The sequence below is a fragment of the Dyella ginsengisoli genome (genome assembly GCF_044904665.1).
GTDB lineage: Bacteria > Pseudomonadota > Gammaproteobacteria > Xanthomonadales > Rhodanobacteraceae > Dyella_A > Dyella_A ginsengisoli.
The window spans coordinates 106376-127605 of the sequence record NZ_JADIKM010000005.1 but is presented as its reverse complement, the minus strand read 5'-3'; the positions used below and the strand labels follow the sequence as shown (position 1 = coordinate 127605).

General features: G+C 67.6%; 24 protein-coding genes. 12 read left to right on the top strand and 12 right to left on the bottom strand.

Annotated elements, in window-relative coordinates:
* Positions 1 to 98: 98 nt before the first annotated feature.
* The 3 genes from ISP17_RS16490 (at position 99) to ISP17_RS16480 (ending at position 1535) form a co-directional block, all read left to right on the top strand.
* Positions 99 to 371, top strand: a complete 273-nt coding sequence (locus ISP17_RS16490; RefSeq protein ID WP_404635065.1) for a hypothetical protein — start codon at positions 99 to 101, stop codon at positions 369 to 371.
* Positions 372 to 434: 63 nt separating this feature from the next.
* The gene (locus tag ISP17_RS16485) at positions 435 to 923 is read left to right on the top strand and encodes an HNH endonuclease (RefSeq protein ID WP_404635063.1); all 489 of its coding nucleotides are present in this window, start codon (positions 435 to 437) and stop codon (positions 921 to 923) included.
* A 6-nt stretch (positions 924 to 929) separates the two neighbouring features.
* Entirely contained in the window at positions 930 to 1535 is a 606-nt protein-coding gene (locus tag ISP17_RS16480) for a hypothetical protein (RefSeq protein WP_404635061.1), read from the top strand.
* 435 nt (positions 1536 to 1970) lie between these two features.
* On the opposite strand, the gene ISP17_RS16475 is transcribed toward ISP17_RS16480, so the two are convergent.
* The 3 genes from ISP17_RS16475 to htpX form a co-directional block, all read right to left on the bottom strand.
* Entirely contained in the window at positions 1971 to 2165 is a 195-nt protein-coding gene (locus ISP17_RS16475) for a hypothetical protein (RefSeq protein WP_404635059.1), read from the bottom strand.
* Between the two features lie 128 nt (positions 2166 to 2293).
* A complete protein-coding gene (htpG, locus tag ISP17_RS16470; protein WP_404635057.1) occupies positions 2294 to 4162 on the bottom strand; it encodes a molecular chaperone HtpG in 1869 nt (622 codons plus the stop codon).
* A 183-nt stretch (positions 4163 to 4345) separates the two neighbouring features.
* Positions 4346 to 5245: a protease HtpX gene (gene htpX, locus ISP17_RS16465; RefSeq protein ID WP_404635055.1), complete on the bottom strand. Its 900-nt coding sequence runs from the start codon at positions 5243 to 5245 to the stop codon at positions 4346 to 4348.
* Positions 5246 to 5390: 145 nt separating this feature from the next.
* Here htpX and gluQRS point away from each other — a divergent pair, with 145 nt between their 5' ends.
* Both gluQRS and phbB read left to right on the top strand, forming a co-directional pair.
* The gene (gene gluQRS, locus ISP17_RS16460) at positions 5391 to 6257 is read left to right on the top strand and encodes a tRNA glutamyl-Q(34) synthetase GluQRS (RefSeq protein ID WP_404635053.1); all 867 of its coding nucleotides are present in this window, start codon (positions 5391 to 5393) and stop codon (positions 6255 to 6257) included.
* A 106-nt stretch (positions 6258 to 6363) separates the two neighbouring features.
* Positions 6364 to 7104, top strand: a complete 741-nt coding sequence (phbB, locus tag ISP17_RS16455; protein WP_404635051.1) for an acetoacetyl-CoA reductase — start codon at positions 6364 to 6366, stop codon at positions 7102 to 7104.
* 92 nt (positions 7105 to 7196) lie between these two features.
* Here phbB and ISP17_RS16450 read toward each other — a convergent pair whose 3' ends face one another.
* Positions 7197 to 8009 carry a tRNA threonylcarbamoyladenosine dehydratase gene (locus ISP17_RS16450; protein WP_404635049.1) on the bottom strand — a complete coding sequence of 271 codons (813 nt, stop codon included), beginning with the start codon at positions 8007 to 8009 and terminating at the stop codon, positions 7197 to 7199.
* A gap of 169 nt (positions 8010 to 8178) precedes the next feature.
* Here ISP17_RS16450 and ISP17_RS16445 point away from each other — a divergent pair, with 169 nt between their 5' ends.
* The 4 genes from ISP17_RS16445 to ISP17_RS16430 all read left to right on the top strand — a co-directional run bounded on the left by ISP17_RS16445 (position 8179) and on the right by ISP17_RS16430 (position 12697).
* Positions 8179 to 8568, top strand: a complete 390-nt coding sequence (locus tag ISP17_RS16445) for a cytochrome C (RefSeq protein WP_404635047.1) — start codon at positions 8179 to 8181, stop codon at positions 8566 to 8568.
* 25 nt (positions 8569 to 8593) lie between these two features.
* On the top strand, positions 8594 to 9937 hold the full coding sequence (locus ISP17_RS16440) for a sensor histidine kinase (protein WP_404635046.1): 1344 nt from the start codon (positions 8594 to 8596) through the stop codon (positions 9935 to 9937).
* On the top strand, positions 9934 to 10953 hold the full coding sequence (locus ISP17_RS16435; RefSeq protein ID WP_404635045.1) for a response regulator: 1020 nt from the start codon (positions 9934 to 9936) through the stop codon (positions 10951 to 10953). The genes ISP17_RS16440 and ISP17_RS16435 overlap by 4 nt, the downstream gene beginning before the upstream one ends.
* 100 nt (positions 10954 to 11053) lie before the next feature.
* A complete protein-coding gene (locus ISP17_RS16430) occupies positions 11054 to 12697 on the top strand; it encodes a M28 family metallopeptidase (protein ID WP_404635398.1) in 1644 nt (547 codons plus the stop codon).
* Positions 12698 to 12766: 69 nt separating this feature from the next.
* Here the strand turns inward: ISP17_RS16430 and ISP17_RS16425 are convergent, their stop codons facing one another.
* The 6 genes from ISP17_RS16425 to ISP17_RS16400 form a co-directional block, all read right to left on the bottom strand.
* On the bottom strand, positions 12767 to 13069 hold the full coding sequence (locus tag ISP17_RS16425; RefSeq protein WP_404635043.1) for an Mpo1-like protein: 303 nt from the start codon (positions 13067 to 13069) through the stop codon (positions 12767 to 12769).
* Between the two features lie 83 nt (positions 13070 to 13152).
* Complete coding sequence (locus ISP17_RS16420) at positions 13153 to 14028, bottom strand: pirin family protein (RefSeq protein WP_404635041.1); 876 nt, start codon at positions 14026 to 14028, stop codon at positions 13153 to 13155.
* A gap of 42 nt (positions 14029 to 14070) precedes the next feature.
* On the bottom strand, positions 14071 to 15129 hold the full coding sequence (locus ISP17_RS16415; RefSeq protein WP_404635039.1) for an NADH:flavin oxidoreductase/NADH oxidase: 1059 nt from the start codon (positions 15127 to 15129) through the stop codon (positions 14071 to 14073).
* Positions 15130 to 15225: 96 nt separating this feature from the next.
* The gene (locus tag ISP17_RS16410) at positions 15226 to 16095 is read right to left on the bottom strand and encodes an alpha/beta hydrolase family protein (protein ID WP_404635037.1); all 870 of its coding nucleotides are present in this window, start codon (positions 16093 to 16095) and stop codon (positions 15226 to 15228) included.
* A gap of 136 nt (positions 16096 to 16231) precedes the next feature.
* Entirely contained in the window at positions 16232 to 16441 is a 210-nt protein-coding gene (locus ISP17_RS16405; protein WP_404635035.1) for a cold-shock protein, read from the bottom strand.
* A 254-nt stretch (positions 16442 to 16695) separates the two neighbouring features.
* A complete protein-coding gene (locus tag ISP17_RS16400) occupies positions 16696 to 16905 on the bottom strand; it encodes a cold-shock protein (protein WP_324894316.1) in 210 nt (69 codons plus the stop codon).
* Positions 16906 to 17215: 310 nt separating this feature from the next.
* Here ISP17_RS16400 and ISP17_RS16395 point away from each other — a divergent pair, with 310 nt between their 5' ends.
* On the top strand, positions 17216 to 17653 hold the full coding sequence (locus tag ISP17_RS16395) for a hypothetical protein (protein WP_404635033.1): 438 nt from the start codon (positions 17216 to 17218) through the stop codon (positions 17651 to 17653).
* Between the two features lie 8 nt (positions 17654 to 17661).
* Here ISP17_RS16395 and ISP17_RS16390 read toward each other — a convergent pair whose 3' ends face one another.
* Entirely contained in the window at positions 17662 to 18780 is a 1119-nt protein-coding gene (locus ISP17_RS16390; RefSeq protein ID WP_404635031.1) for a winged helix-turn-helix domain-containing protein, read from the bottom strand.
* A gap of 261 nt (positions 18781 to 19041) precedes the next feature.
* Here ISP17_RS16390 and ISP17_RS16385 point away from each other — a divergent pair, with 261 nt between their 5' ends.
* Together ISP17_RS16385 and ISP17_RS16380 are read left to right on the top strand one after the other, a co-directional pair.
* Positions 19042 to 19431: a hypothetical protein gene (locus ISP17_RS16385; RefSeq protein WP_404635029.1), complete on the top strand. Its 390-nt coding sequence runs from the start codon at positions 19042 to 19044 to the stop codon at positions 19429 to 19431.
* Positions 19432 to 19522: 91 nt separating this feature from the next.
* Positions 19523 to 20614: a phospholipase A gene (locus ISP17_RS16380; RefSeq protein WP_404635027.1), complete on the top strand. Its 1092-nt coding sequence runs from the start codon at positions 19523 to 19525 to the stop codon at positions 20612 to 20614.
* 84 nt (positions 20615 to 20698) lie between these two features.
* Here ISP17_RS16380 and ISP17_RS16375 read toward each other — a convergent pair whose 3' ends face one another.
* On the bottom strand, positions 20699 to 21181 hold the full coding sequence (locus ISP17_RS16375; RefSeq protein ID WP_404635025.1) for an FKBP-type peptidyl-prolyl cis-trans isomerase: 483 nt from the start codon (positions 21179 to 21181) through the stop codon (positions 20699 to 20701).
* Positions 21182 to 21230 lie beyond the last annotated feature (49 nt).

Sequence of the window (21230 nt, the reverse complement as noted above, 5' to 3'; positions counted from 1 at the left end):
TCTCGCTCCATGAGCCAACGACGATTCAATATCACGGTGTTGCCCACATTGCTTCGACCGCAGCACTTTTCACGGTTATGGCCCGAGAACCTGCACCAATGAAACCCACCAGCATCACCGCCACGCGTTTCCCCAGCTCTGGCAACTGGACGAGTGAACAGCTCAGACTCGCCTTCTATTTCTATTGCCAGACTCCGTTCGGCAAGCTTCACGGCAAGAATCCGCAGATCGTCGAGCTGGCCTCATTGATCGGCCGCACCCCGAGCGCGCTGGCGATGAAGCTGGTCAACTTCGCCAGCCTCGATCCGTCGATCACCGATACCGGCCGCAAAGGCCTGAGCGGCGCATCCGCCCTCGATCGTGAAACGTGAGACGCCTTTCACGCGAACTGGGAAGATCTCGCGCTGGAATGCGAGCAGCTGCGCCAATCCCTCATGCGCGATCGTGGGACGGCGGCGGTGGAGCCAAGCGACGCCCCCGATCGCATCACGCTCACCGACTTCTCCGGCGAGACTCGCCAAGCCATCGTGCAGCAACGCATCAAGCAAAACTTCTTTCGCCGCACCGTGCTCGCCAGCTATCGGGGCCGTTGCTGCATTTCTGGCGTCAGCGACCCGCGTTTACTGGTGGCCAGCCATATCGTTCCGTGGAGTGCAGACAAGACCAACCGCCTGAACCCGAGCAATGGCCTGTGCCTGTCCGCGATCCACGACAAGGCTTTCGATAATTATCTTTTCAGCCTGAGCGACGACTGGCGCGTGGTGCTGTCCGATCGCATCAAAGCGAGCAAAGACAGCTTCCTGCGGGACGTGTTTTGGCCCACTGAAGGCAAGCAAATCGACATGCCCGAGCGCTTCGCTCCCGATCCGTACTTCGTATCGAAGCATCGAATGACCATGCTCGATACACACGTCGCCGACTGAGGCCTCATGAGCGACCCATATATTTCCGAAGATGCATTCTGGAGCGACTGGGGCGTTATCCAGAAATCCGATGGTGGCATGTTCGATTTCGACGACGTCAAAGATCAGCCAGTCGAGCGCGTGTGGACCATCGTCGATACCGGTGCTTATGAAGATGAGAACTGGTACGCCATGCCGGGATTTCACATCGTCAACAAGCTTGGATACATCATGACCCGACGCGAGTGGACTTCAGACACTCCTGATGCAATCTATTTTCTGCATGAGGACGAAGACGACGGCGAGCGCCAAGTTTTCATTTACCAGTACCGTGACGCCTCGAACTACAAGGCCGGCGGAATGTTGCTTCTTTACGGCGCGAGCCGCGACGTTGAAGAAGATCTGATCCGCGGGTGTTGCGACGCGAACGGATGCTTCGTTGCCGAGCAGGTCGGGGTGCCTGCACTGTGCGATCAGCTGTTCGCCTTTGGCGGTGGTCCCACCGATGACGATCACGCCTTCCATGAATTCCAAGGCGTTCGCCCAGCCACGGCAACAGAAATTGCTTCGCTCCCGTTGTGGGGTGGTTTGCGGGATCTGACGTGTCGCTTCCTTCGCACGGAAGGCAAGTAGGACTGTTCCTTGTCTCCCAACTGCTTCTGATTCGATTGAGGACAACGGTGACCACGCAGGCCCGCACAACGGTGGCAGCGAATAAGCGGGCACGCCGAGCACGGGCCAGGATGGCACGCCGCTCTACCCGGGGCCCCTGTGGGGCGGTGAGCTGGGGACGTCAGGCCGCTTAGCGGGAGTCGACGGGACGCCAATTCCTTTTCTCCAGCACAGGGATGGGATGTGCTGTCGAAAAGCCCGGCACCATCTTGCGGACTTACCGGGCATGGATGCTCGGCAAGCGGCGCCCGGATTGGCCATCTCTTTTGGTTTTCTATTGGCCGCCCAAGAGAAAAGTGACTCTGGCTCCGCAGGAGCATTAGGCGATACGTTGCCGGCAGCCCATAAGGGCGGCAAGCGGCCTGCGTTGCCGCCGGGTCGGGCCCCTGGCGAGGACTAAATGCGAGCGCGCGTATACAGCCCGCGGGCATGGGTGCGGGTCAGCAACTCCGGCACGCCGGATGTTTCGTTCCACAGCGCGCCGCAGTGCTTGCAGCGCATCAGGAAGCTGGGCACTTCCGGGTTTGCCGCCATCCGCTCGAAGCGGTCGTAGGGCGCGTGATAGCCGGATTGGCAATCGGTACAAAGCATGCGGTCTCGGCAGCTCTTGGCAGGAAAGGGTCGGGGTGCGAGCGCTGCTGCGACGCTCGCGCCGATGCAGATGACAAAAGAGAAGCCCGCCGATAGGCGGGCTTCTCGCTACGGGTGCATGACCAGAATCAGCCCAACAGCACGCGATTCATGCGCTGCACGAATGCCGCCGGATCGGGCAGCTGCGCGCCGGCAGCGATCTCGGCCTGCTCCAGCAGCAGAGTGGCGAGATCACGCGCCTTCGCTTCATCGGCTTCGGCTTCCACCCGCTTGACCAGGGCATGCGCCGGGTTGATCTCCAGCGTGGGCTTGGACTCGGGCATGGCCTGGCCGGCTTCGCGCAGCAGGCGGGCGAGGTGCGGCGCCATCTCGTAGTCGCTCAGCGCGAGGCACGAGGGAGAATCGGTGAGGCGGGCCGATACCTTGACCTCGCCCACGCGGTCGCCGAGCAGTTCCTTGAGCTTTTTCAGCAGCGGCTCGGCGGCCTTGGTGGCTTCTTCCTGCTTCTGCTTGTCGGCCTCGTCCAGCGGCACGTCGCCCTTGGCCACGCTCTTGAGCTTCTTGCCTTCGTACTCGCTCAGGGAGCCGATCATCCACTCGTCGATGCGGTCGGACATCAGCAGCACTTCGATGCCCTTGGCCTTGAACGCCTCCAGCTGGGGGCTGCCGGCGGCGGCGGCGTAGCTGTCGGCGGTGATGTACCAGATCGCGTCCTGGCCCACGGCCATGCGGCCGATGTAGTCGTCCAGCGAGACGTTCTGCGCGGTGCCCTCGCCCTTGGTGCTGGCGAAGCGCAGCAGCTTGGCGATGCGCTCGCGGTTGTTGGCGTCCTCGCTGATGCCTTCCTTGAGCGTGTTGCCGAAGGCCTTGTAGAAGGTGGCGAACTTCTCCGGCTCGTCGCGGGCCAGCTTCTCGATCAGGTCGAGCACGCGCTTCACGCAGGCGCCCTTGATGCGATCGAGCTGGCGGTTCTGCTGCAGGATCTCGCGGCTCACGTTGAGCGGCAGGTCGTCGGCATCCACCACGCCGCGCACGAAGCGCAGGTAGTTCGGCAGCAGTTCCTCGGCGGCGTCCATGATGAAGACGCGCTTGATGTAGAGCTTGAGGCCCTTGCGCTCGTCGCGCCCGCCCATCATCAGGTCGAACGGCGGCTGCTCGGGCAGGTACAGCAAGGTGGTGAAGCTCTGGCTGCCCTCGACCCGGTTGTGCGTCCACGCCAGCGCGTCGTTGAAATCGTGGCCGAGCGACTTGTAGAAGCTCTGGTAGTCCTCGTCGGAGATCTCGCTCTTGGGCTTGGTCCACAGCGCCGAGGCGGCGTTGGTGCTCTCGAACGCGTCGGTGGGCTTGCCGTCCTTCTCCACCGGCGTGCGGATGGGAAACGCCACGTGGTCGGAATACTTGCGGATCAGCGACTTCAGCTGCCAGCCCTTGAGGAACTCGTCCTCGTCGGCCTTCAGGTGGAGGATCACCGCGGTGCCGCGCTGCGGCTGGTCGACCTGCTCCAGCGAGTACTCGCCCTTGCCGTCGCTCTCCCACTTCACGCCCTCGCCTTCCGGCGCGTCGGCGCGGCGGGTGATCACGGTGACCTTGTCGGCCACCACGAAGGCGGAATAGAAGCCCACGCCGAACTGGCCGATCAGGCGCGCGTCGGCCTTCTGCTCGCCGCTCATCGCCTCGAGGAAGCGCTTGGTGCCGGAGCTGGCGATGGTGCCGATGTTGGCCACCACCTCGTCGCGGCTCATGCCGATGCCGTTGTCGCGCACGGTGATGGTGCGCGCGGTTTCATCCCAGCTCACGTCGATGTGCAGCTCGCTGTCACCGGCGGACAGCGCGGGGTTGGCGATCGACTCGAAGCGCAGCTTGTCGCAGGCGTCGGAAGCGTTGGAGATCAGCTCGCGCAGGAAGATCTCCTTGTGCGAGTAGAGCGAGTGCGTGACCAGATGCAGGACCTGGGCGACTTCGGCTTCGAACTTGCGGGTTTCAGCGGGTGCGTTCATGCGTGGTGGTTCCGTTTGTTGCGGTTGCTTGGAATTAGCTTCTGTCTTTCTGCCGTCATCCCGGCGGCTCTCAACAGCCGAATGGCTGGTCAAGCCGGGATGACCGTGAGGGATAGAGACTTCCGGGCGAGCTGTGGCCCCTCGCCTCGCCCTCACCCTATCTCACCGGGGACGAGGCTCTCATCAACTTGCAGCCGCGTTCTGCAGCGCCGCGATGCGCTCGTCCAGCGGCGGGTGGCTCATGAACAACCGGGCGAAGCCGGCGCCGAGCGGGCTGGAGATGCCGAACGCGGCGATGGTCTTGGGCAGGGTGTTCTCGCCGTGGTTGCCCTTGAGCCGCTCCAGCGCGGAGATCATCGCGCCGCGGCCGGCGAACTGCGCGCCCGCCGCATCCGCGCGGAACTCGCGCCAGCGCGAGAAGGCCGCCACGATCATCGAGGCGAACAGGCCGAACACCACCTGCAGCACCATCACCGAGACGAAATAGCCGATGCCGCCGCCGCTGTCGCGGCTGTCGCGACCGCCGGAAAGCCAGCTGTCCACCACCCGCCCGACGATGCGCGAGGCGACGATCACCAGCGTGTTGAGCACGCCCTGGATCAGGGTGAGGGTGACCATGTCACCGTTGGCGACGTGACCGATCTCGTGGCCGAGCACGGCGCTCACCTGCTCGCGGTCCATCTGCTGCAGCAAGCCGGAGCTCACCGCCACCAGCGCGCTGTTCTTGCTGGCGCCGGTGGCGAAGGCGTTCATTTCCGGCGCGTCGTAGATAGCCACCTCGGGCATGCCGATGCCGGCGTTCTGCGCGTGGCGGCGCACGGTGTCGATCAGCCAGCGCTCGGTCTCGTTGGCCGGCTGCTCGATCACCCGGGCGCGGGTGGACATCTTGGCCATCCACTTGGACATCAGCAGCGAGATGAACGCGCCGCCCATGCCGAACACGGCGGCGAACACCAGCAGCCCGGTCATGCCACCGTAACCGCGTGAGGCCGCCCACTGGTCGATGCCGAGCACGCGACAGACGATGCTCAGCAGCAGCAGGACGGCGATGTTGGTAGCGAGGAACAGGACAATGCGACGCATGGCTGGCTCTCTGGCAGTCATGAAAAGGGGGCACTTCGCGGCTTGCGCCGTCTCCCGCTATTCGGGGCGCAGGCCGCCCGTTTCAAGGGCTGGGGCCGCACCGACGCCTTGCGGGCAGGTGTCTCCGGCCGCTTAGAATGCCGCGATGACCTACCGCGGCCGCTTCGCCCCCTCGCCCACCGGATCACTCCATTTCGGATCGCTGGTGGCCGCCGTCGGCAGCTGGCTGTGTGCCCGCCACGCCGGCGGCCGCTGGCTGGTGCGGATGGAAGACATCGACCCGCCGCGCGAGGTGCCGGGATCGGCCGCCGACATCCTCGCCGCGCTGCCTGCCTTCGGCCTGCTGGCGGACGAACCGGTGCTGTTCCAGTCGCAGCGCCGGGCCGCCTACGACGCAGCCTTCGAGCAACTGCAGGCAGGCGGCCACCTGTTTGCCTGCTGGTGCAGTCGCAGCGAGCTGGCCGCCGCCGGCGGCATGCATCGCGACGGAGTCTGCGTCTCGCCGGAAGATCCGCAGCGCCCACCGGCATGGCGGCTGCGCGCTCCGGATATCGAGCTCGCCTTCGACGATGCCCTGCAGGGGCCGCAACGGCAGAACCTGCGCGAAGCGGTGGGCGACTTCGTGATCCGTCGCCTCGACGGCCTGTATTCCTACCAGCTGGCCTGCGTGGTGGACGACGCGTACCAGGGCATCACCGAGGTGGTGCGCGGTGCGGACCTGCTCGACTCCACGCCACGGCAGATCCACCTCCAGCGCTGCCTGCGCCTGCCGACGCCGCGTTACCTGCACCTGCCACTGGTGCTGGATGCCGAGGGGCGCAAGCTGTCCAAGTCCAGCCAGGCCGTCGCCGTGGACCCGGCCGACCCGCTGCCGGCGCTGCGCCGCGCGCTGGATTTCCTCGGCTTGCCGGCCGACGCGCCCGCTGCGACGCCCGCCGAACTGCTGGCTGCAACATCGATGCGCTTCAATCCCGGACTTTTGCGGCAACGCAGTAATGCATGGGACGTCTGAACCGCTATAAAGAGAGGGTTGCCGCCACGGCGGACATCTTCCCTTCGCGCCTGCGTCCCGCACCGGCCGCGCAGCCCGCGCCACACCCTCCAAGGAGATCGAGGACATGACCCAACGCACCGCGCTCGTCACCGGCGGCACCGGCGGCATCGGCACCGCCATCATTCGCTACCTGGCCGGCCAGGGTCATCGCGTGGCGTCGAACTACCGCGACGAAGCGAAGGCCGAGCAGTGGCGCAAGGCCATGGCGGCCGAGGGCATCGAGGTGTGCATGGTGCCGGGCGACGTGTCCGATCCGGTCTCGTGCGAGACGATGATCAAGGCGATCGAGGAAAAATGCGGCCCGGTCGAGATCCTGGTGAACAACGCCGGCATCACGCGCGACACCACCTTCCACAAGATGAACTACCAGCAGTGGACTGACGTGATCAACACCAACTTGAACGCCTGCTTCAACGTCACCCGCCCGGTGATCGAGGGCATGCGCGCGCGCAAGTGGGGCCGTATCGTGCAGATCAGCTCGATCAATGGCCAGAAGGGCCAGTATGGCCAGGCCAACTACGCCGCCGCCAAGGCCGGCATGCACGGCTTCACCATCTCGCTGGCGCAGGAAAACGCCAAGTTCGGCATCACCGTCAACACCGTCTCGCCCGGTTACGTGGGCACCGACATGGTGATGGCGGTGCCGGAGGAGGTGCGCGAGAAGATCGTGGCGCAGATCCCGGTGGGCCGCCTCGGCAAGCCGGAGGAAATCGCCCACGCCGTGGCCTTCTTCACCGGCGACATGGCCAGCTGGATCACCGGTGCCAACCTCGCCATCAACGGCGGGCATTACATGGGTTGGTGAGTAAACAGGAGTGAGGATCGAGAAGTGAGGAGTGAGAGGGAAAGCCAAACCGCAGCGCGTCGAGCTCTCTCTCACTACTCACTCCTCTTCACTCACTCCTCGTTTGTCACTCCTCGCTTTTCGAGCAATTTCTCCATCACCTTGCCCACCGCCGCGAAGGCGAAGGCTCCGGTGACGTGGGTGGCGGCGCCCAATCCGCCGCCGCAGGCGAGGTTCAAGGCGTCGCCGCCGGGCGGCCGGGTGCCGCAGACGGTGCCGTCGGGTTGCGGGTACTGCACGTTCTGCAGCGAGTAGACCGCCGACACGCCGAAGTAGCGCGCGGGGCTGCGCGGAAAGTTGAAGTCCTGCCGGAGCTTCTTGCGGATCAGGCTGAACATCGCGTCGTGCTCGGTGCGCGAAAGATCACGCACGCGGATCTGGGTGGGATCGGTGCGACCGCCGGCCGAGCCCACCGTAACCATCGGCAGCTTGCGGCGGCGGCACCAGGCGATGGCCTCGAGCTTGACGCGGAACGCATCGCAGGCATCCAGCACCACGTCGTAGCCGCGGTCGAGCAGCTCGTCGAGCGTGGAGGGTGTAAGGAATCGCTCGATCGCCTCCAGCCGCAGCTGCGGGTTGATCGCGTGCAGGCGCGTGGCCATCACGCCGACCTTGGGCTTGCCGTACTCACCGTCCAGCGCGTGCATCTGCCGGTTGGTGTTGGACACGCACACCTCGTCCGCATCGATCAGGGTGAGCCGCCCCACGCCGCTGCGCGCCAGCGCTTCGGCCGCCCACGAGCCCACCCCGCCGATGCCGATGACGCACACGTGCTTCCCGGCCAGCCGGGCCAGGCTGCCCACGCCGTACAGCCGCTCGACGCCGGCAAACCGCTCGCGCAGTGCTTCCTCGCCGGCGCGGCTCATGGCCGCACCCCGACGGATTCCGGGCAGGCAGGCGGGGACGACATGCGGACAACTCCGAGGGACAAGGCCGCACATTGTAAAACGGCGCGCCCGCACGACGGCTGGCAGATGGAAAGCGGCCCCTGCTCGGCTATGCTGCCCGCCACCTTTTCGACAGGAATGCGAACCCATGCGCTCTGCCCTGCTCATCGTGCTGGGACTGGTCATCGGCATCCTCGGCAGCGTCTTCACCTTCAGCGCGCTGCACCAGCGCACGCCGCTGCCCAAGGCGGTGATGACGGTGATGGCCTACCACTCCAGCGAACTGCACCATGCGGTGAAAGCCGGACAGTGCGACGCGGCAACCATCGCCACGAATCTGGCTCGCCTGCAGTCCGCTGCGCTGGACATCCCCGGCGCGTTCAAGGGCGCGGAGCGGCCGTTCCTGGATGCCTCGGACAAACTGCAGGGCACCATCGGCAGCGCCGTGACGGCGGCACCGACCACGTGCGCCGCACTGGCCACCGCGCTGCAGCCGGTGGATGACGCCTGCGACAGCTGCCACAAGCGCTTCCGCTGAGGCGAGGCCGCAGACGCGCGTGTCGATGACGCCACCAGCCACGCCCACGCTCTGGTCACGGCTGCGGCAGCGGTTGCTGCAGCTGGACGACGCGATGTTCGAGCACGCGCGCCCGTCCCAGCCCACGCTGGCCACGATGAGCCTGATCGGCTCGCTGTGCATGCTGGTGTACTACCCGATCTGGAAGTACGCGCTGCCGCAGCCGTTCGAGAGCCTGCCGCTGCGCATCGCCGGTTGCCTGGTGCTGCTGCCGCTGTCGGCGCAGCGCTGGTGGCCGCGCCAGTTGCGCGCCGTGCTGCCGGCCTACTGGCACGTCGCGGTGACCTTCGTGCTGCCGTTCTTCGCCGGCTACATGCTGTTGCGCAACGGCGGCAGCACGGCGTGGCTGCTGATCCATCTGGCGTCGATCTACCTCACCCTGATGATGTTCGACGTGGTCAGCTTCCTGCTGATCTTCGCCATCGGCAGCGCGCTGGCGTGGCTGGCGTGGATGATCGGGCCGCACGCGGCGATGCCGATCGGGCCCATCCTGCTCTACCTGCCGCTGCTGGCCATGGCGTTGGCGCTCGGCCCGCTGGCCAGCCTGTCGCAGAAGCATGCGGACCAGACCCGCATCCAGGCGCTGACGCGTGCCTCGAACAACATCGCGCACGAGCTGCGCACGCCGCTGGGCGCGCTGCACATTGCCGGCCAGGCGTTCCGCCGCTACCTGCCCGACCTGCTGGTGAGCCATCGGCTGGCGCAGGAGGCCGGGCTGCCGGTGGCCGAGCTGCGCCCGGCCCATCTGGAGGCACTGGAGCGCGGCATGGACTCGATCGAGCACGAGGTGGGCCACGCGCATACGGTGATCGACATGCTGCTGATGGCCGCGCGCCCGCTCGATCCGCAGCTGTTCCGCGCGCTGCAGGCCCGCGCGGTGCTGCGCGAGGCGGTGGCGCGCTATCCCTATGCCTCGCGCGGCGAGCAGGAGCGCGTGCGCCTGCGCGACGGCGGCGACTTCACCCTGCTCGGCAGCGAGCCGCTGCTGACCCACGTGATCTTCAACCTGCTGCGCAACGCGTTGTTCCATACCGGCCGCGCCGGCAAGGGCGAGATCGACATCCGCATCGGGCGAGCCGGCAACCAGGGCGTGATCCGCGTGCGCGACACCGGCCCGGGCATCCCACCGGACGTGCTGCCGCGCATCTTCAACCGCTTCTATTCCTACAGCGAGGACCGCGGTGGCGTGGCCGGCCTGGGCATCGGGCTGGCGTTCTCGCGCGAGGCGGTCGAGCGCATGGGCGGCAGCATCACCTGCCGCTCGCGCTGGGGCGAGTACACCGAATTCCTGATCTCCTTTCCTGCCCGCGACACGGACGCCAGAGCATGAGGCTGACCTTCGACCACGGCCTCGCGCCGTTCCGCTTCCCCACCACCACGGTGATGGTGGACGACCACGAAACCTACCTCGGCGTGGTGCCGCTGATGCTCGACCCGCTGCAGCGCCTGAAGAGCTACAGCTCGCCGCGCCAGGCGCTGGCCGACCTGCACCGGCTCGACAGCCGCGCCGTACCCGGCGGCGGCTGGCTGTACCGCTGGCGCGAGCACCCTTCGCCGAACCGCGAGCTGATGGCGCTGGACGTGGACTCGATCGCGCGCACCATGCACGACCCGGCCCGCTTCGCCGAGGTGTCGGTGGTAGTGGTCGACCAGGCGATGCCGGAGATGGACGGGCTGGATTTCTGCCGCCAGCTCGACAACCCGTACATCGGCAAGGTGCTGCTCACCGGCCGCGCCGACGACGAGACGGCGATCGAGGCGTTCAACTCCGGGCTGATCGACCGCTTCATCCGCAAGAACGACCCGCGGGCGATGGACAAACTGCAGCAGGCCATCGTGACGCTGCAGCAGCGCTACTTCGAGCGCGCCGGGCAGTTCGTCTCCGAGGCGATGGCGCTGGGCGACGTGCACTTCCTGCGCGATCCGGTGTTCTTGCCGGTGCTGCGCGAGGTGCTGCAGCAATTTCCTGCGGTGGAGTGCTACCTGCACGTGAATCCCACCGGCCTGCTGCTGCTCGATGCCGACGGCCACGGCCGCTTCGTGCTGATCCAGACCGACGACGACCTGCGCACCCACTACGAGATCGCCAGCGACTTGGGCGCGCCGATCGAGGTGCTGACCGCCCTGCGCGATGGCACGGCGCTGCCCTGGTTCGGCAGTCGCGACGGCTTCTACAGCGACGAGGCCGGCGCGCCGCCGGTGCGCATGATCCCGGCCACCACGGTGCGCGGCGAGCACTGGTACCACTACGCCGTGGTGGACGACGTGGCGGACCGCTTCGGGCTGGAGCGCGTGGTGAGTTACCGCCGCTGGCTGCGCGAGCAGGACGATACGGCGACGGACTGAGACTTTCGGCGCATTGGGCCTGCACGCGGAATCTCGCTAGGATCGAGGGGATTCCCAAACGCAGGTGCCACCCATCGTGAAACGACTGCTTGCCTGTTCCATCCTCGCCGCGCTGGCCGCCGGCCAGGGCGCCTTGGCCAGCGACGCCGCCAAGGCGCCGACCTTCGACCCGCACTACCTCTCCGAGCAGGTGAAGACACTCGCCTCCGATGCGTTCGAAGGCCGCGGCCCGGCCACCGCCGGCGAGAAGCGCACCGTCGCCTACGTGATCAGCCAGATGAAGGCCGCCGGCCTGCAGCCGGCCGGCGCGCTCAAGGACGGCAAGCGCAGCTGGACCCAGCCGGTGCCGCTGGGCCGCTTCGAGATCACCGGCAAGCCGAGCTTCTCGCTGGCCATCGGCGGCAGGAGCGAACCGCTGACCCAGGGCGACCAGATCGCCGTGCGCGCCGCGCAGGACGGCTCCACCAGCGTGGACATCGCCAACGCCCCCCTGGTGTTCGTCGGCTACGGCGTGAAGGCGCCCGAGCGGAACTGGGACGACTTCAAGGGCGTGGACCTGCACGGCAAGATCGCGGTGGCGCTGATCAACGATCCGGATTTCGAGACCGGTCAGGGCGACTTCGGCGGCAAGGCGATGACCTACTACGGCCGCTGGACCTACAAGTACGAGGAAATCGCCCGCCAGGGCGCGCTCGGTCTGCTGATCATCCACGAGACGGCGCCGGCCTCGTACGGCTGGCCCACGGTGAAGAACTCCAACACCAACACCCAGTTCGACATCGTGCGCGAGCATCCGGCCGAGGTGCACTCCAAGGTCGAGGGCTGGATCCAGCGCGACCTGGCCGTGCAGATGTTCAAGGACGCCGGGCTGGATTTCGACGCCCTGAAGAAGCAGGCGCAGACCCGCGACTTCAAGCCGGTGACGCTGAAGGGCGAAACCTTCTCGGCGAAGTTCAACGTCGACGCCTCGGTGATCACCTCGCAGAACATCCTGGGCATGGTCAAGGGCAGCCAGCGTCCGGACGAGACCGTGTTCTACAGCGCGCACTGGGATCACCTGGGCGTCGGCGAGCCGGATGCCAAAGGCGACCGCATCTACAACGGTGCGGTGGACAACGCCACCGGCACCGCCGCCCTGCTCGCGCTGGGCAAGGCCTTCGCGCATGGGCCGAAGCCCGAGCGTTCGGTGGTGTTCCTCAACGTCACCGCCGAGGAAAAAGGCCTGCTGGGCTCGGAGTACTACGCCACCCATCCGCTCTATCCGGAGGCCAAGACGGTGGGCGTGATCAACATGGACGCGCTCGATCCGCACGGTCCCTCGCGCAACTTCACCATCTCCGGCAGCGCCAAGCTCGGCCTGCTCGACGACCTGATCGCCGTGGCCAAGGCCGACGGCGTGAGCTACGCGGCCGATCCGCATCCGGAGGCGGGCTACTTCTTCCGCTCCGATCACTTCTCCTTCGCCAAGCGCGGCGTACCGGCGATCTCGTTCGGCTCGGGCGACGACTGGACCAACGGCGGTGTCGCGGAAGGCGAAGCCGCCGAGAAGGCGTATACCAAGGACCACTACCACCAGCCGTCCGACGAATGGCAGGCCGACTGGAGCTTCACCGGCATGGCGCACGACCTGGGCATGCTCTACACGCTCGGCTCGAAGCTGGCGAACTCCGACGAGTGGCCGAACTGGAGCCGCGACTCCGAGTTCCGCGCCGCCCGCGACGCCACCGCCGACCAGCGCAAGTAAGCCGGCCTGGCACGCGAAAAAAAGGGCAGCCCGTCCGGGCTGCCCTTTTTCATTGCTGCAAGAAAAAAGTCAGAGCCGCACGCGCCCGCGCAGCACGTCGAAGAACATCACCCAGTCGCCGGCGAGGCTGTACAGCGGATGGCGGAACGTGGCCGGGCGGTTCTTCTCGAACACGAAGTGCCCGACCCAGGCAAAGCCGTAGCCGGCCACCGGCGCCAGCCACAGCCAGGCAGGTCGCCCGGTGACGACGGCCGCCGCCAAGATCGCCAGTACGCAGGCGGTGCCGGCGAAATGCAGGCGGCGGCACACACGATTGCGGTGCTCGCCCAGATAGAACGGATAGAACTCGCGGAAGCTGGAAAAGCCGGCCATATGCACCCCCGATGCGAGTCCCCGAGCCTACGCGCGGCACTGCGCAATTGCATGACGCACAGCCGCGCAGCGCGCCTGCGGCATCACTTCGTCGGTAGCGGAATGAACTCCTCGTCGTCGCCCGGCACGCGCTCGAAGCGACCTTCCTGCCAGTCGGCCTTGGCCTGCTCGATCCGCTCGCGACGGGTGGAGACGAAGTTCCACCACAGGTGACGCTCGCCATCCAGCGGTGCGCCGCCGAACAGCATCACCCGGCTCGCTTCGCGTGCGCGCAGCGGCGGCGCGCCGTCGCCGGCCTGCACGGCCATCAGGCCGGCCGGCACCGTCAGCTCGTCCCACTGCAGCTCACCCTCGATCACATGCACGCCGCGCTCGGCGTGCTCGGCCGGCCAGTCCAGCGTGGCCCCGGCCTCCAGCCGGGCCTCGATGAAGAACATCGGTGCGAATACCTTCACCGGCGAGGCTTCGCCGTAGGCGGTGCCGGCAATCAACGTGAGCGAGGCGCCCTCGCGGGCGATCCGCGGCAACTCGCCGGCCTCGTGATGATGGAACTCGGGCACCACCTCCTCATCGGGCTGCGGCAGAGCCACCCACACCTGCACGCCGTGCAGGGTGTGGCCGGCTTCGCGTTCGGCCGGCGGCGTGCGCTCGGAGTGCACGATGCCGCGTCCGGCGGTCATCCAGTTCACCGCGCCGGGGCGGATGTCCACCGCGCTGCCCAGGCTGTCGCGGTGGCGGATGGCGCCGTCGAACAGCCAGGTCACGGTGGCCAGGCCGATATGCGGATGGGGCCGCACGTCCATGCCCTTGCCGGCGGGCATGTCGGCCGGCCCCATGTGATCGAAGAACACGAACGGGCCGACATGACGAGCCTGCAGCACGGGCAGCAGGCGGCGCACGCGAAAGCCATCGCCGAGGTCGTGCACGCGTCCGTCGATCAAAAGCGGAGTGGTGTTCATGGCGGGCCTCCGTCGGCAGTTGAGGAGCAGGCAGTGATCACATCACCACGAGCGCAGGTATTGCAAAGGCACGTGCAGCGTCGCGCCCAGGGCCTTCGCGGCACGACGCGGGAAGTACGGATCGCGCAGGCTTTCGCGCGCCTGCAGCACCACGTCGGCGGCACCGTCGGCAATCACCGCCTCGGCCTGCACCGGCTCGTCGATCATGCCGACCGCGCCGGTGGCGATATCCGCCTCGCGGCGGATCTGCGCGGCGAACGGCACCTGGTACCCCGGCCCGACGGGAATCTTCACGTGCGGCACCAGGCCGCCGCTCGACACGTCGACAAGGTCCACGCCAAGCTCCTTGACCATGCGCGCCAGGGCTACGCTCTGCGCCGCGTCCCAGCCTCCCTCGACCCAGTCGGTGGCCGAGATGCGCAACCATACGGGCAGCTCGGCCGGCCACACCTCGCGCACGGCGCTCACCACTTCGCGCACCAGCCGCGTGCGGTTCTCGAAGCTGCCGCCGTAGCGATCGGTGCGCTGGTTGCTCAGCGGCGAGAGGAACTGGTGCAGCAGATAGCCGTGCGCGGCGTGCACTTCGGCCAGCTGGAAGCCGGCGGCCAGCGCGCGCCGGGCGGCGGTGCGGAAATCGTCGATGACCTGGTCGATCCCCGCCTGATCCAGCGCCTGCGGCACGTGCCAGCCCTCGTCGAAGGCGATCGCGGACGGCGCCAGCGTGGACCAGGCGCCCGCTTCGGCGGCAAGCGGGCCGCCGCCTTCCCACGGACGCTGCGCGCTGGCCTTGCGGCCGGCGTGCGCCAGCTGGATGCCGGCAATCGCCCCCTGCTGCTTGATGAAGGCGGCGATCGGCGCCCACGCTTCCCGCTGCGCCTCGTTCCAGATGCCGGTGTCGCCGGGCGAGATCCGACCCTGTGCCGACACCGCGGTCGCCTCGCTGATCACCAAGGCAGCTCCGCCCACGGCGCGGCTGCCCAGGTGCACGAGGTGCCAGTGGTCCGGCAGTCCGTCGCTGGCCGAGTACTGGCACATCGGCGCCACTACCAGGCGGTTGCGCAGCGTGAGGGAGCGCTGCGGCAGCGGTTCGAACAGGGACATGGCAGACCTCTTGGGCGAAAACAAAAGAACGAGTTGCTGGCGCGCGGGCGCATCTTCAAGGCGCGAACGGAGTCGACTGGCGAACGCGGTGTTTCCTCAGCGCAACCAGTTGGCGATCGCGTCTGCCACGGCGGCGGGCGCCTTCATCCAGGCGAAGTGGTCGGCGCGCTGGCCGTCGAGCGCGTCGGCCGCCAGTTCCACCCGCTGCACGGGCGATGCCGGCAGCTTGCCGAGCAGCCAGTCCAGCGAAGCGGGAGGCACCAGCCAGTCGTCGCACAGGCGAATCGCCAGCACTGGCGTGCGCAGCTCGGCGAGCGCCGCCTCCAGATCCTGCGCCATGCCGCGCGCCGCGTAGCGGCCACTGCGGCCCGTGCGGGCCCAGTCGGCGATGACGCCACGCGCCTCGTTGCCGGCAAAGCCCAGCCGGCGTCCCGGCAAATGTCCACGCAGGTGCGCCAGCAGCGGCGCCAGATGAAACGCGGCGCGCAGCGACCAGGGATGAGGGAATGCGCGCCAGTAGGGCGCGCCGCTGGCGACCAGCACCAGGCCGTCGACCTGCTGCGGATGCAGCGCCGCGTAGAGACAGGCCAGCTGGCCACCGAGACTGTGCCCGCCCATCGCCCAGGGGATGCCAGGCATGCGATCGCCCAGCAGCGCCGCGCTGGCGGCGAGATCGCGCTCGAGGAGCTCGCGATAACCCCAGTCCATCCGCCGCCTCGCGCGACGGTCGCTCGAACCGATGCCGCGCCACTCGTGGATCGCCACCGTCACGCCGCGCGCGGCCAGCTCCTGCGCCAGCGGCAGGTAGTGACGCGCCGGCACACCCATCGCCGGCAGCCACAGCAACGCCCGACGTGCCGGGGCTTCGGGCGACATCACCAGGATCAGCTCGAATCGCGCGCCATCGACCGTCTCGACCGGCACGATGTCGGGCGCCGGGGGCGTCATTTCAGCAAGGGAAATCATCGCGCTTCCATGAAAAGCCGGCGCGCAGGCCAGCAGAGAAATGACGCTGCCGCGCCACGCCGGCTCGGATGCCGGACACGCGCAGGAGGCCGGCAACTGATGCCGGCCTCCTGTCAAAGTACATGCTTGCGGCCGATCAGGCCGGGGTGACTTCCTCGGCCTGCAGGCCCTTCTGGCCCTGCACCACCTTGAAGCTCACCTTCTGCCCTTCCTTCAGGCTCTTGAAACCCGAGCCCGTAATGGCGCGGAAGTGCACGAACACGTCCGGGCCGCTCTCACGGCTGATGAAGCCAAACCCCTTGGCGTCGTTGAACCATTTGACGGTGCCAATCTCTCGATCCGACATGACTCACTCCGATTACGCTCGACGTGACCGGTCCGCCACCCGCCCGGGCGACGGCCGACTGGGCCATGCGCAACGCGGTGGGCTCAACCGGACTTGACGCCGGCACGGACCCGCAGGGGCGAGGAGCTGACACAGTGAAAAAAGCATAGCGGATTTTCGCCGTCCGCAAGCCGGCCGCCCGGGCGCGGCGCGCGCGGAAGAAAAAAGCCGGGCATCGCTGCCCGGCTTTTCGGTCAAGAATGGCGTGGAGCCGATCAGGCCGGGGTCACTTCCTCGGCCTGCAGGCCCTTCTGGCCCTGCACCACCTTGAAGCTGACCTGCTGGCCTTCCTGCAGGCTCTTGAAGCCGTTGCCGGTGATCGCGCGGAAATGCACGAACACGTCCGGGCCATTGTCGCGGCTGATGAAGCCGAAGCCCTTGGCGTCGTTGAACCACTTGACGGTACCGATCTGACGATCAGACATGGGAGTCACTCCGTAGGTTTTCTGGTATCGAACCCGGCGACCACGAGGGACGCCGAGGGGACTGGAATGCGCGGAAATCCTAGGGGTGAAGCGATGAAGCAGATAGGCATCAGCGGCATCGGGTCAGAAGACTCTGGTGACCCCGGCAAACACAGCGGGAAAATTATAACCACAGGTCGGAAAGCTCCGCGATGGCCGCAGCCCCTGCCTGACGGCCTATCAGCGCCGCTTGACCGGTCGGCATTCAGGTTTTCTTGACCAGCCGCGTAGTCTAGTCGCGGCATTCGCGCCCGCTCCAAGGAACACCACCATGCCGCTGCCCCGCCCTGCCCTTGCCGGCCTCGCCCTCTGCATCCTCCTTGGCGGCTGCGCGGACAAGCCGGTAAAGCCCGCCACCCGCGCATCGCACCCCGCGCATGCCCATCCTGCGGCCGCGAGCGAGGCATCCTCCGGCGACACGGCGCGGGCCGAGGGCACGCTCCCAGCGAACACCGGCATCCCGGCCTGCGACGATTACCTGGCCAGCTACCGCGCCTGCCACCGGACCGCCGCCATCTATGCACCGGACCAGATCGAATCCCACTACCAGCAAATGCGCCGGAGCCTGCTGCGGGATTCACTGCGGCCGGAGATCCGCCCGCAGCTCGCCGCGCGCTGCAATTCGCTCGCCGGCACCTTGCGCCAGGCGCTGCACGGCAAGGCGTGCGCGCCCGATCCGGCAGCCGCCGGCAGCGGCGGCACGCACTGAAGCGATCTTCAGCGCCGCTTGAGCGCGGCCCTCAGCGCACCGGCAAAGCCGGCCGGCCGGGACCGCAGGACGCGCACCGTCGGCGTGCCGTGCCAGTGGGCCAGATCCTGCAGCGCCCGGGCCAGCTCGGTGACCAGCCGCTCGCCGGGCACCACGCCCTCCTCCAAGAACAGCGCCTTCACCTCGAACACGCCGTCCGCACGATGCGCCTTGGCATCGAGCCGTCCTGTCAGCGCGCCGCGATGCAGGATGGGCAACACGAAGTAGCCGTAGCGGCGCTTGGGCGCCGGCGTGTAGCACTCCAGCGCATAGTCGAAGTCGAACATGCCCTGCGCACGCTGGCGATCCCACACCAGCGGATCGAACGGCGACAGCAGCGCCGTATGGGTGGCGCGCAGCCGGCCGGCGCGGGCCTTGGCGAGCGCCGGCGCGTGGTCGGCATGGACGTAGGCCGGCACGCTCCAGCCTCGCACGGCCACCGCCAGCAGCTGGCCGGAGGCCACCAGCGACGCCAGTTCGCGATCGCTCACCTGCGGCTTGAGCCGGTAGTAATCGGCGATCCAGCGCGCCGGCACGATGCCGAGCGCACGCACCGTGTCGAGGATGAAGCGCTCGCGCAGCGCCTCGGTGGCGAGCCCGCCATCGTCGGCAGCCACCGGCCACGACGCGCGCACCCGCGCCGCCAGGTCGTAGACCCGCTGGAAGCGTTCGCGGCGGGCCACCATCAATTCGCCCAGCGCAAACCACGCCTCCAGCCAGCGCTTCTCCGGTTTCCACGCCCACCAGCCGCCGGCGCCGCGATCCTCGCGGGCGAAGTCGGCCGCGCGCACCGGCCCCTCGCGGGCGATGTGCGCCAGCAGATCGTCCATTTCCGCTCGATGCTCCTGGTGCACACGCGCCGCGTGCCGGTACGACCAGTGGTGTCCGCGCTGGTGGCGCCAGGCATCGTGCAGCGCATAGTCGCCCGACGGCACGAAGCAGGCCTCGTGGGCCCAGCATTCGGCCAGTTCGCCCTGTGCCAGCGCCTGCTCCAGCCACTCCGGTGGGTAATCGCCCAGCCGCGCGTGCAGCACCAGGTACGGGCTGCGCGCCACGACGTGGATGGTGTCGATCTGCAGCAGGCGCATGCGCGTCACCATCGCGGCCAGATCGGCCGGACGGGCGCACCGCCGTGGCGGCTGCAGCAGGCATTGCGCATGCAGTTGCAGGCAGCGCGCCTGTATGAGCGTAAGCGGACGATCGGCCGCGGACGCGGCGGATGACACAGCAACAGGTTGAGCCGGCATTGACACTCTCTTTGCTAGCGTGCCGCGGTGCATCGCGCGACCGCCTGGGCGGGCTTCACGCGATGCGCCCCTCCCCCACGATTCTGGCATGGAGTATCGATCATGAAATTGCGCACACCCTGGATCTCCCTGATGGGAGCTGGTGCCTTGCTGGTCGCCGGCCAAACCCTGGCCCGACAAGCCGCGCCTTCCCCACCCACTGCCCCACCGGCGACACCGGCCGAACCGGCGATGGCGCCGTCTCCCGCGACGCAGACCCAGGCGGTATTCCAAACCCCGCAGGGCGAAGTGACCGTGCGCAGCGCACTGCCGCCACCGGCACCGACCATGGCCGCGCCCGCGTTCGAGCAACTCTCCGGCGGCGGCAAGTTCATCAGCACCGACCAGGCCAACGCCTATCCGCCGCTCGCCAACGATTTCGACTACGCCGACAGCAACCGCGACCACCGCATCAGCGCCGCCGAATACGCGCGCTGGTCCAAACAGCGGTAACGTTTTGCGCATCGAGGCCGGCCGCATGCGTGTGCGGCCGGCCTCTTCGTGTCACCGTGCCGCTTGTGCCCCTCCACCCAGGCTCCTTGTCATGAAGACCCCCCGCTTTTCCCGTTCCCTTGCGTTCGCGCTGACCGCCTCGGCCGCGCTCCACGCACTGCCGGCACGGGCGCAGAACCCCGATCCGATGGACATCCGCGGCTGCACCGCGATCGAAAGCGACGCCCAGCGCCTGGCCTGCTACGACCGCGCCACCGGCCGGGTGAACCTGCCGGTGGCGCAGAAGCGCGCGAGCCCGGCGGACGTGGAGCTGTTCGCCCGCGACACCGGCAAGGACTCCGGCGGCAACGACGCCGTCTCCGCGCCGCTGTCCCTGCTCGACTCGCGCTGGGAGCTGTCGCCAGAGGCCAAGCTCGGCACCTTCAACATCCGTGGCTACAAGCCGGTGTACGTGCTGCCGGTATTCGCCACCAGCAACCAGAACGAACTCCCCACCAGCCCCAACCCCGACAACACGGTACCGACCGCGCAGCAGTTGCAGAACGCCGAATTGAAGGTCCAGTTGAGCCTGAAGACAAAAGCGGTCCAGGACGTGTTCGGCGATGCCGGCGGCGACCTGTGGATCGGCTACACCCAGTCCTCGCGCTGGCAGGTCTACAACTCGAAGCTGTCGCGCCCGTTCCGCGAAACCAACTACGAGCCCGAGGCGATGCTGGTGTTCAGCACGCACTACGACGTGCTCGGCTGGCAAGGCCGACTGCTCGGCATCGGCCTGAACCACCAGTCCAACGGCCGCTCCAACCCGCTGTCGCGCAGCTGGAACCGGGTGATCGCCGACGTCGGCTTCGAGCGCAACGGCTGGACCGTGATGCTGCGTCCGTGGTGGCGCATCCCGGAAAGCCGCGGCACCGACGACAACCCGGACATCAGCAACTACATGGGCCGCGGCGAAATGCAGATCGTGCACGAGTGGAACGGCCAGGAATTCGGCCTGATGCTGCGCCACTCGCTGCGCGGCGGCAGCCAGAGCCACGGCGCCGGCCAGTTCACCTGGAGCTTTCCGGTGGGCGGCAACCTGCGCGGTTACATGGAGCTGTTCAAGGGCTACGGCGAGAGCCTGATCGACTACAACCACAACGCCACCTACCTGGGCGTGGGCGTGTCGCTGCTCGACTGGTACTGAGCTTCGCCGCCGCCACGAAAAACGCCGCCTCACGGCGGCGTTTTTCGTACCCGGGTTCGACGCGGGCAGCGGCGGCAGGCGGCCTCAGTGATGGTGGCCGCCCGGGCCGTGCACGTGGCCGTGCGCGGTTTCTTCCTCGGTGGCCTGGCGCACGTCGGTCACTTCCACGTCGAAGTGCAGCGTCTGGCCGGCGAGCGGGTGGTTGCCGTCGATGTGCACCACACCGTCCTCGATCTTGGTGACGGTCACGTTGATCACGCCCTGCGGACCGCGGCCCTGGAACTGCATCCCGGGCTGGATGTCGTCCACGCCCTGGAAGGCCTCGCGCGGCACCTGCTGCTCCAGCTCGGCATGGCGCTCGCCGTAGCCTTCGGCCGGCGCCACGTCGACCTTGAACTGATCGCCCGCCACGCGACCGGCCATCACCTTCTCCAGCCCCGGCACGATCTGGCCGGTGCCATGCATGTAGGTGAGCGGCTCGCGCCCGGCGGAGCTGTCGATCACGGTGCCCTGGTCGTCGGTCAGCGTGTAGTGGAAGGAAACAACGGTGTGGTCGGCAATCTGCATGAAGAGTCTCGCGTCGTAGGTGCAAAACCGCCGGCGGCAAGCCGGCACG

Bases quoted from the DNA above. Each gene is read 5' to 3' on its own strand.
- ISP17_RS16385 (WP_404635029.1), top strand. From the start codon at position 19,042: ATGAAATTGCGCACACCCTGGATCTCCCTGATGGGAGCTGGTGCCTTG.
- ISP17_RS16425 (WP_404635043.1), bottom strand. From the start codon at position 13,069: ATGGCCGGCTTTTCCAGCTTCCGCGAGTTCTATCCGTTCTATCTGGGC.
- ISP17_RS16435 (WP_404635045.1), top strand. From the start codon at position 9,934: ATGAGGCTGACCTTCGACCACGGCCTCGCGCCGTTCCGCTTCCCCACC.
- ISP17_RS16450 (WP_404635049.1), bottom strand. From the start codon at position 8,009: ATGAGCCGCGCCGGCGAGGAAGCACTGCGCGAGCGGTTTGCCGGCGTC.
- ISP17_RS16445 (WP_404635047.1), top strand. From the start codon at position 8,179: ATGCGCTCTGCCCTGCTCATCGTGCTGGGACTGGTCATCGGCATCCTC.
- phbB (WP_404635051.1), top strand. From the start codon at position 6,364: ATGACCCAACGCACCGCGCTCGTCACCGGCGGCACCGGCGGCATCGGC.
- htpG (WP_404635057.1), bottom strand. From the start codon at position 4,162: ATGAACGCACCCGCTGAAACCCGCAAGTTCGAAGCCGAAGTCGCCCAG.
- ISP17_RS16395 (WP_404635033.1), top strand. From the start codon at position 17,216: ATGCCGCTGCCCCGCCCTGCCCTTGCCGGCCTCGCCCTCTGCATCCTC.
- ISP17_RS16485 (WP_404635063.1), top strand. From the start codon at position 435: ATGCGCGATCGTGGGACGGCGGCGGTGGAGCCAAGCGACGCCCCCGAT.
- ISP17_RS16415 (WP_404635039.1), bottom strand. From the start codon at position 15,129: ATGTCCCTGTTCGAACCGCTGCCGCAGCGCTCCCTCACGCTGCGCAAC.
- ISP17_RS16390 (WP_404635031.1), bottom strand. From the start codon at position 18,780: ATGCGCCTGCTGCAGATCGACACCATCCACGTCGTGGCGCGCAGCCCG.
- ISP17_RS16410 (WP_404635037.1), bottom strand. From the start codon at position 16,095: ATGATTTCCCTTGCTGAAATGACGCCCCCGGCGCCCGACATCGTGCCG.
- ISP17_RS16480 (WP_404635061.1), top strand. From the start codon at position 930: ATGAGCGACCCATATATTTCCGAAGATGCATTCTGGAGCGACTGGGGC.
- htpX (WP_404635055.1), bottom strand. From the start codon at position 5,245: ATGCGTCGCATTGTCCTGTTCCTCGCTACCAACATCGCCGTCCTGCTG.
- ISP17_RS16420 (WP_404635041.1), bottom strand. From the start codon at position 14,028: ATGAACACCACTCCGCTTTTGATCGACGGACGCGTGCACGACCTCGGC.
- ISP17_RS16405 (WP_404635035.1), bottom strand. From the start codon at position 16,441: ATGTCGGATCGAGAGATTGGCACCGTCAAATGGTTCAACGACGCCAAG.
- ISP17_RS16375 (WP_404635025.1), bottom strand. From the start codon at position 21,181: ATGCAGATTGCCGACCACACCGTTGTTTCCTTCCACTACACGCTGACC.
- ISP17_RS16380 (WP_404635027.1), top strand. From the start codon at position 19,523: ATGAAGACCCCCCGCTTTTCCCGTTCCCTTGCGTTCGCGCTGACCGCC.
- ISP17_RS16490 (WP_404635065.1), top strand. From the start codon at position 99: ATGAAACCCACCAGCATCACCGCCACGCGTTTCCCCAGCTCTGGCAAC.
- ISP17_RS16475 (WP_404635059.1), bottom strand. From the start codon at position 2,165: ATGCTTTGTACCGATTGCCAATCCGGCTATCACGCGCCCTACGACCGC.
- gluQRS (WP_404635053.1), top strand. From the start codon at position 5,391: ATGACCTACCGCGGCCGCTTCGCCCCCTCGCCCACCGGATCACTCCAT.
- ISP17_RS16400 (WP_324894316.1), bottom strand. From the start codon at position 16,905: ATGTCTGATCGTCAGATCGGTACCGTCAAGTGGTTCAACGACGCCAAG.
- ISP17_RS16440 (WP_404635046.1), top strand. From the start codon at position 8,594: ATGACGCCACCAGCCACGCCCACGCTCTGGTCACGGCTGCGGCAGCGG.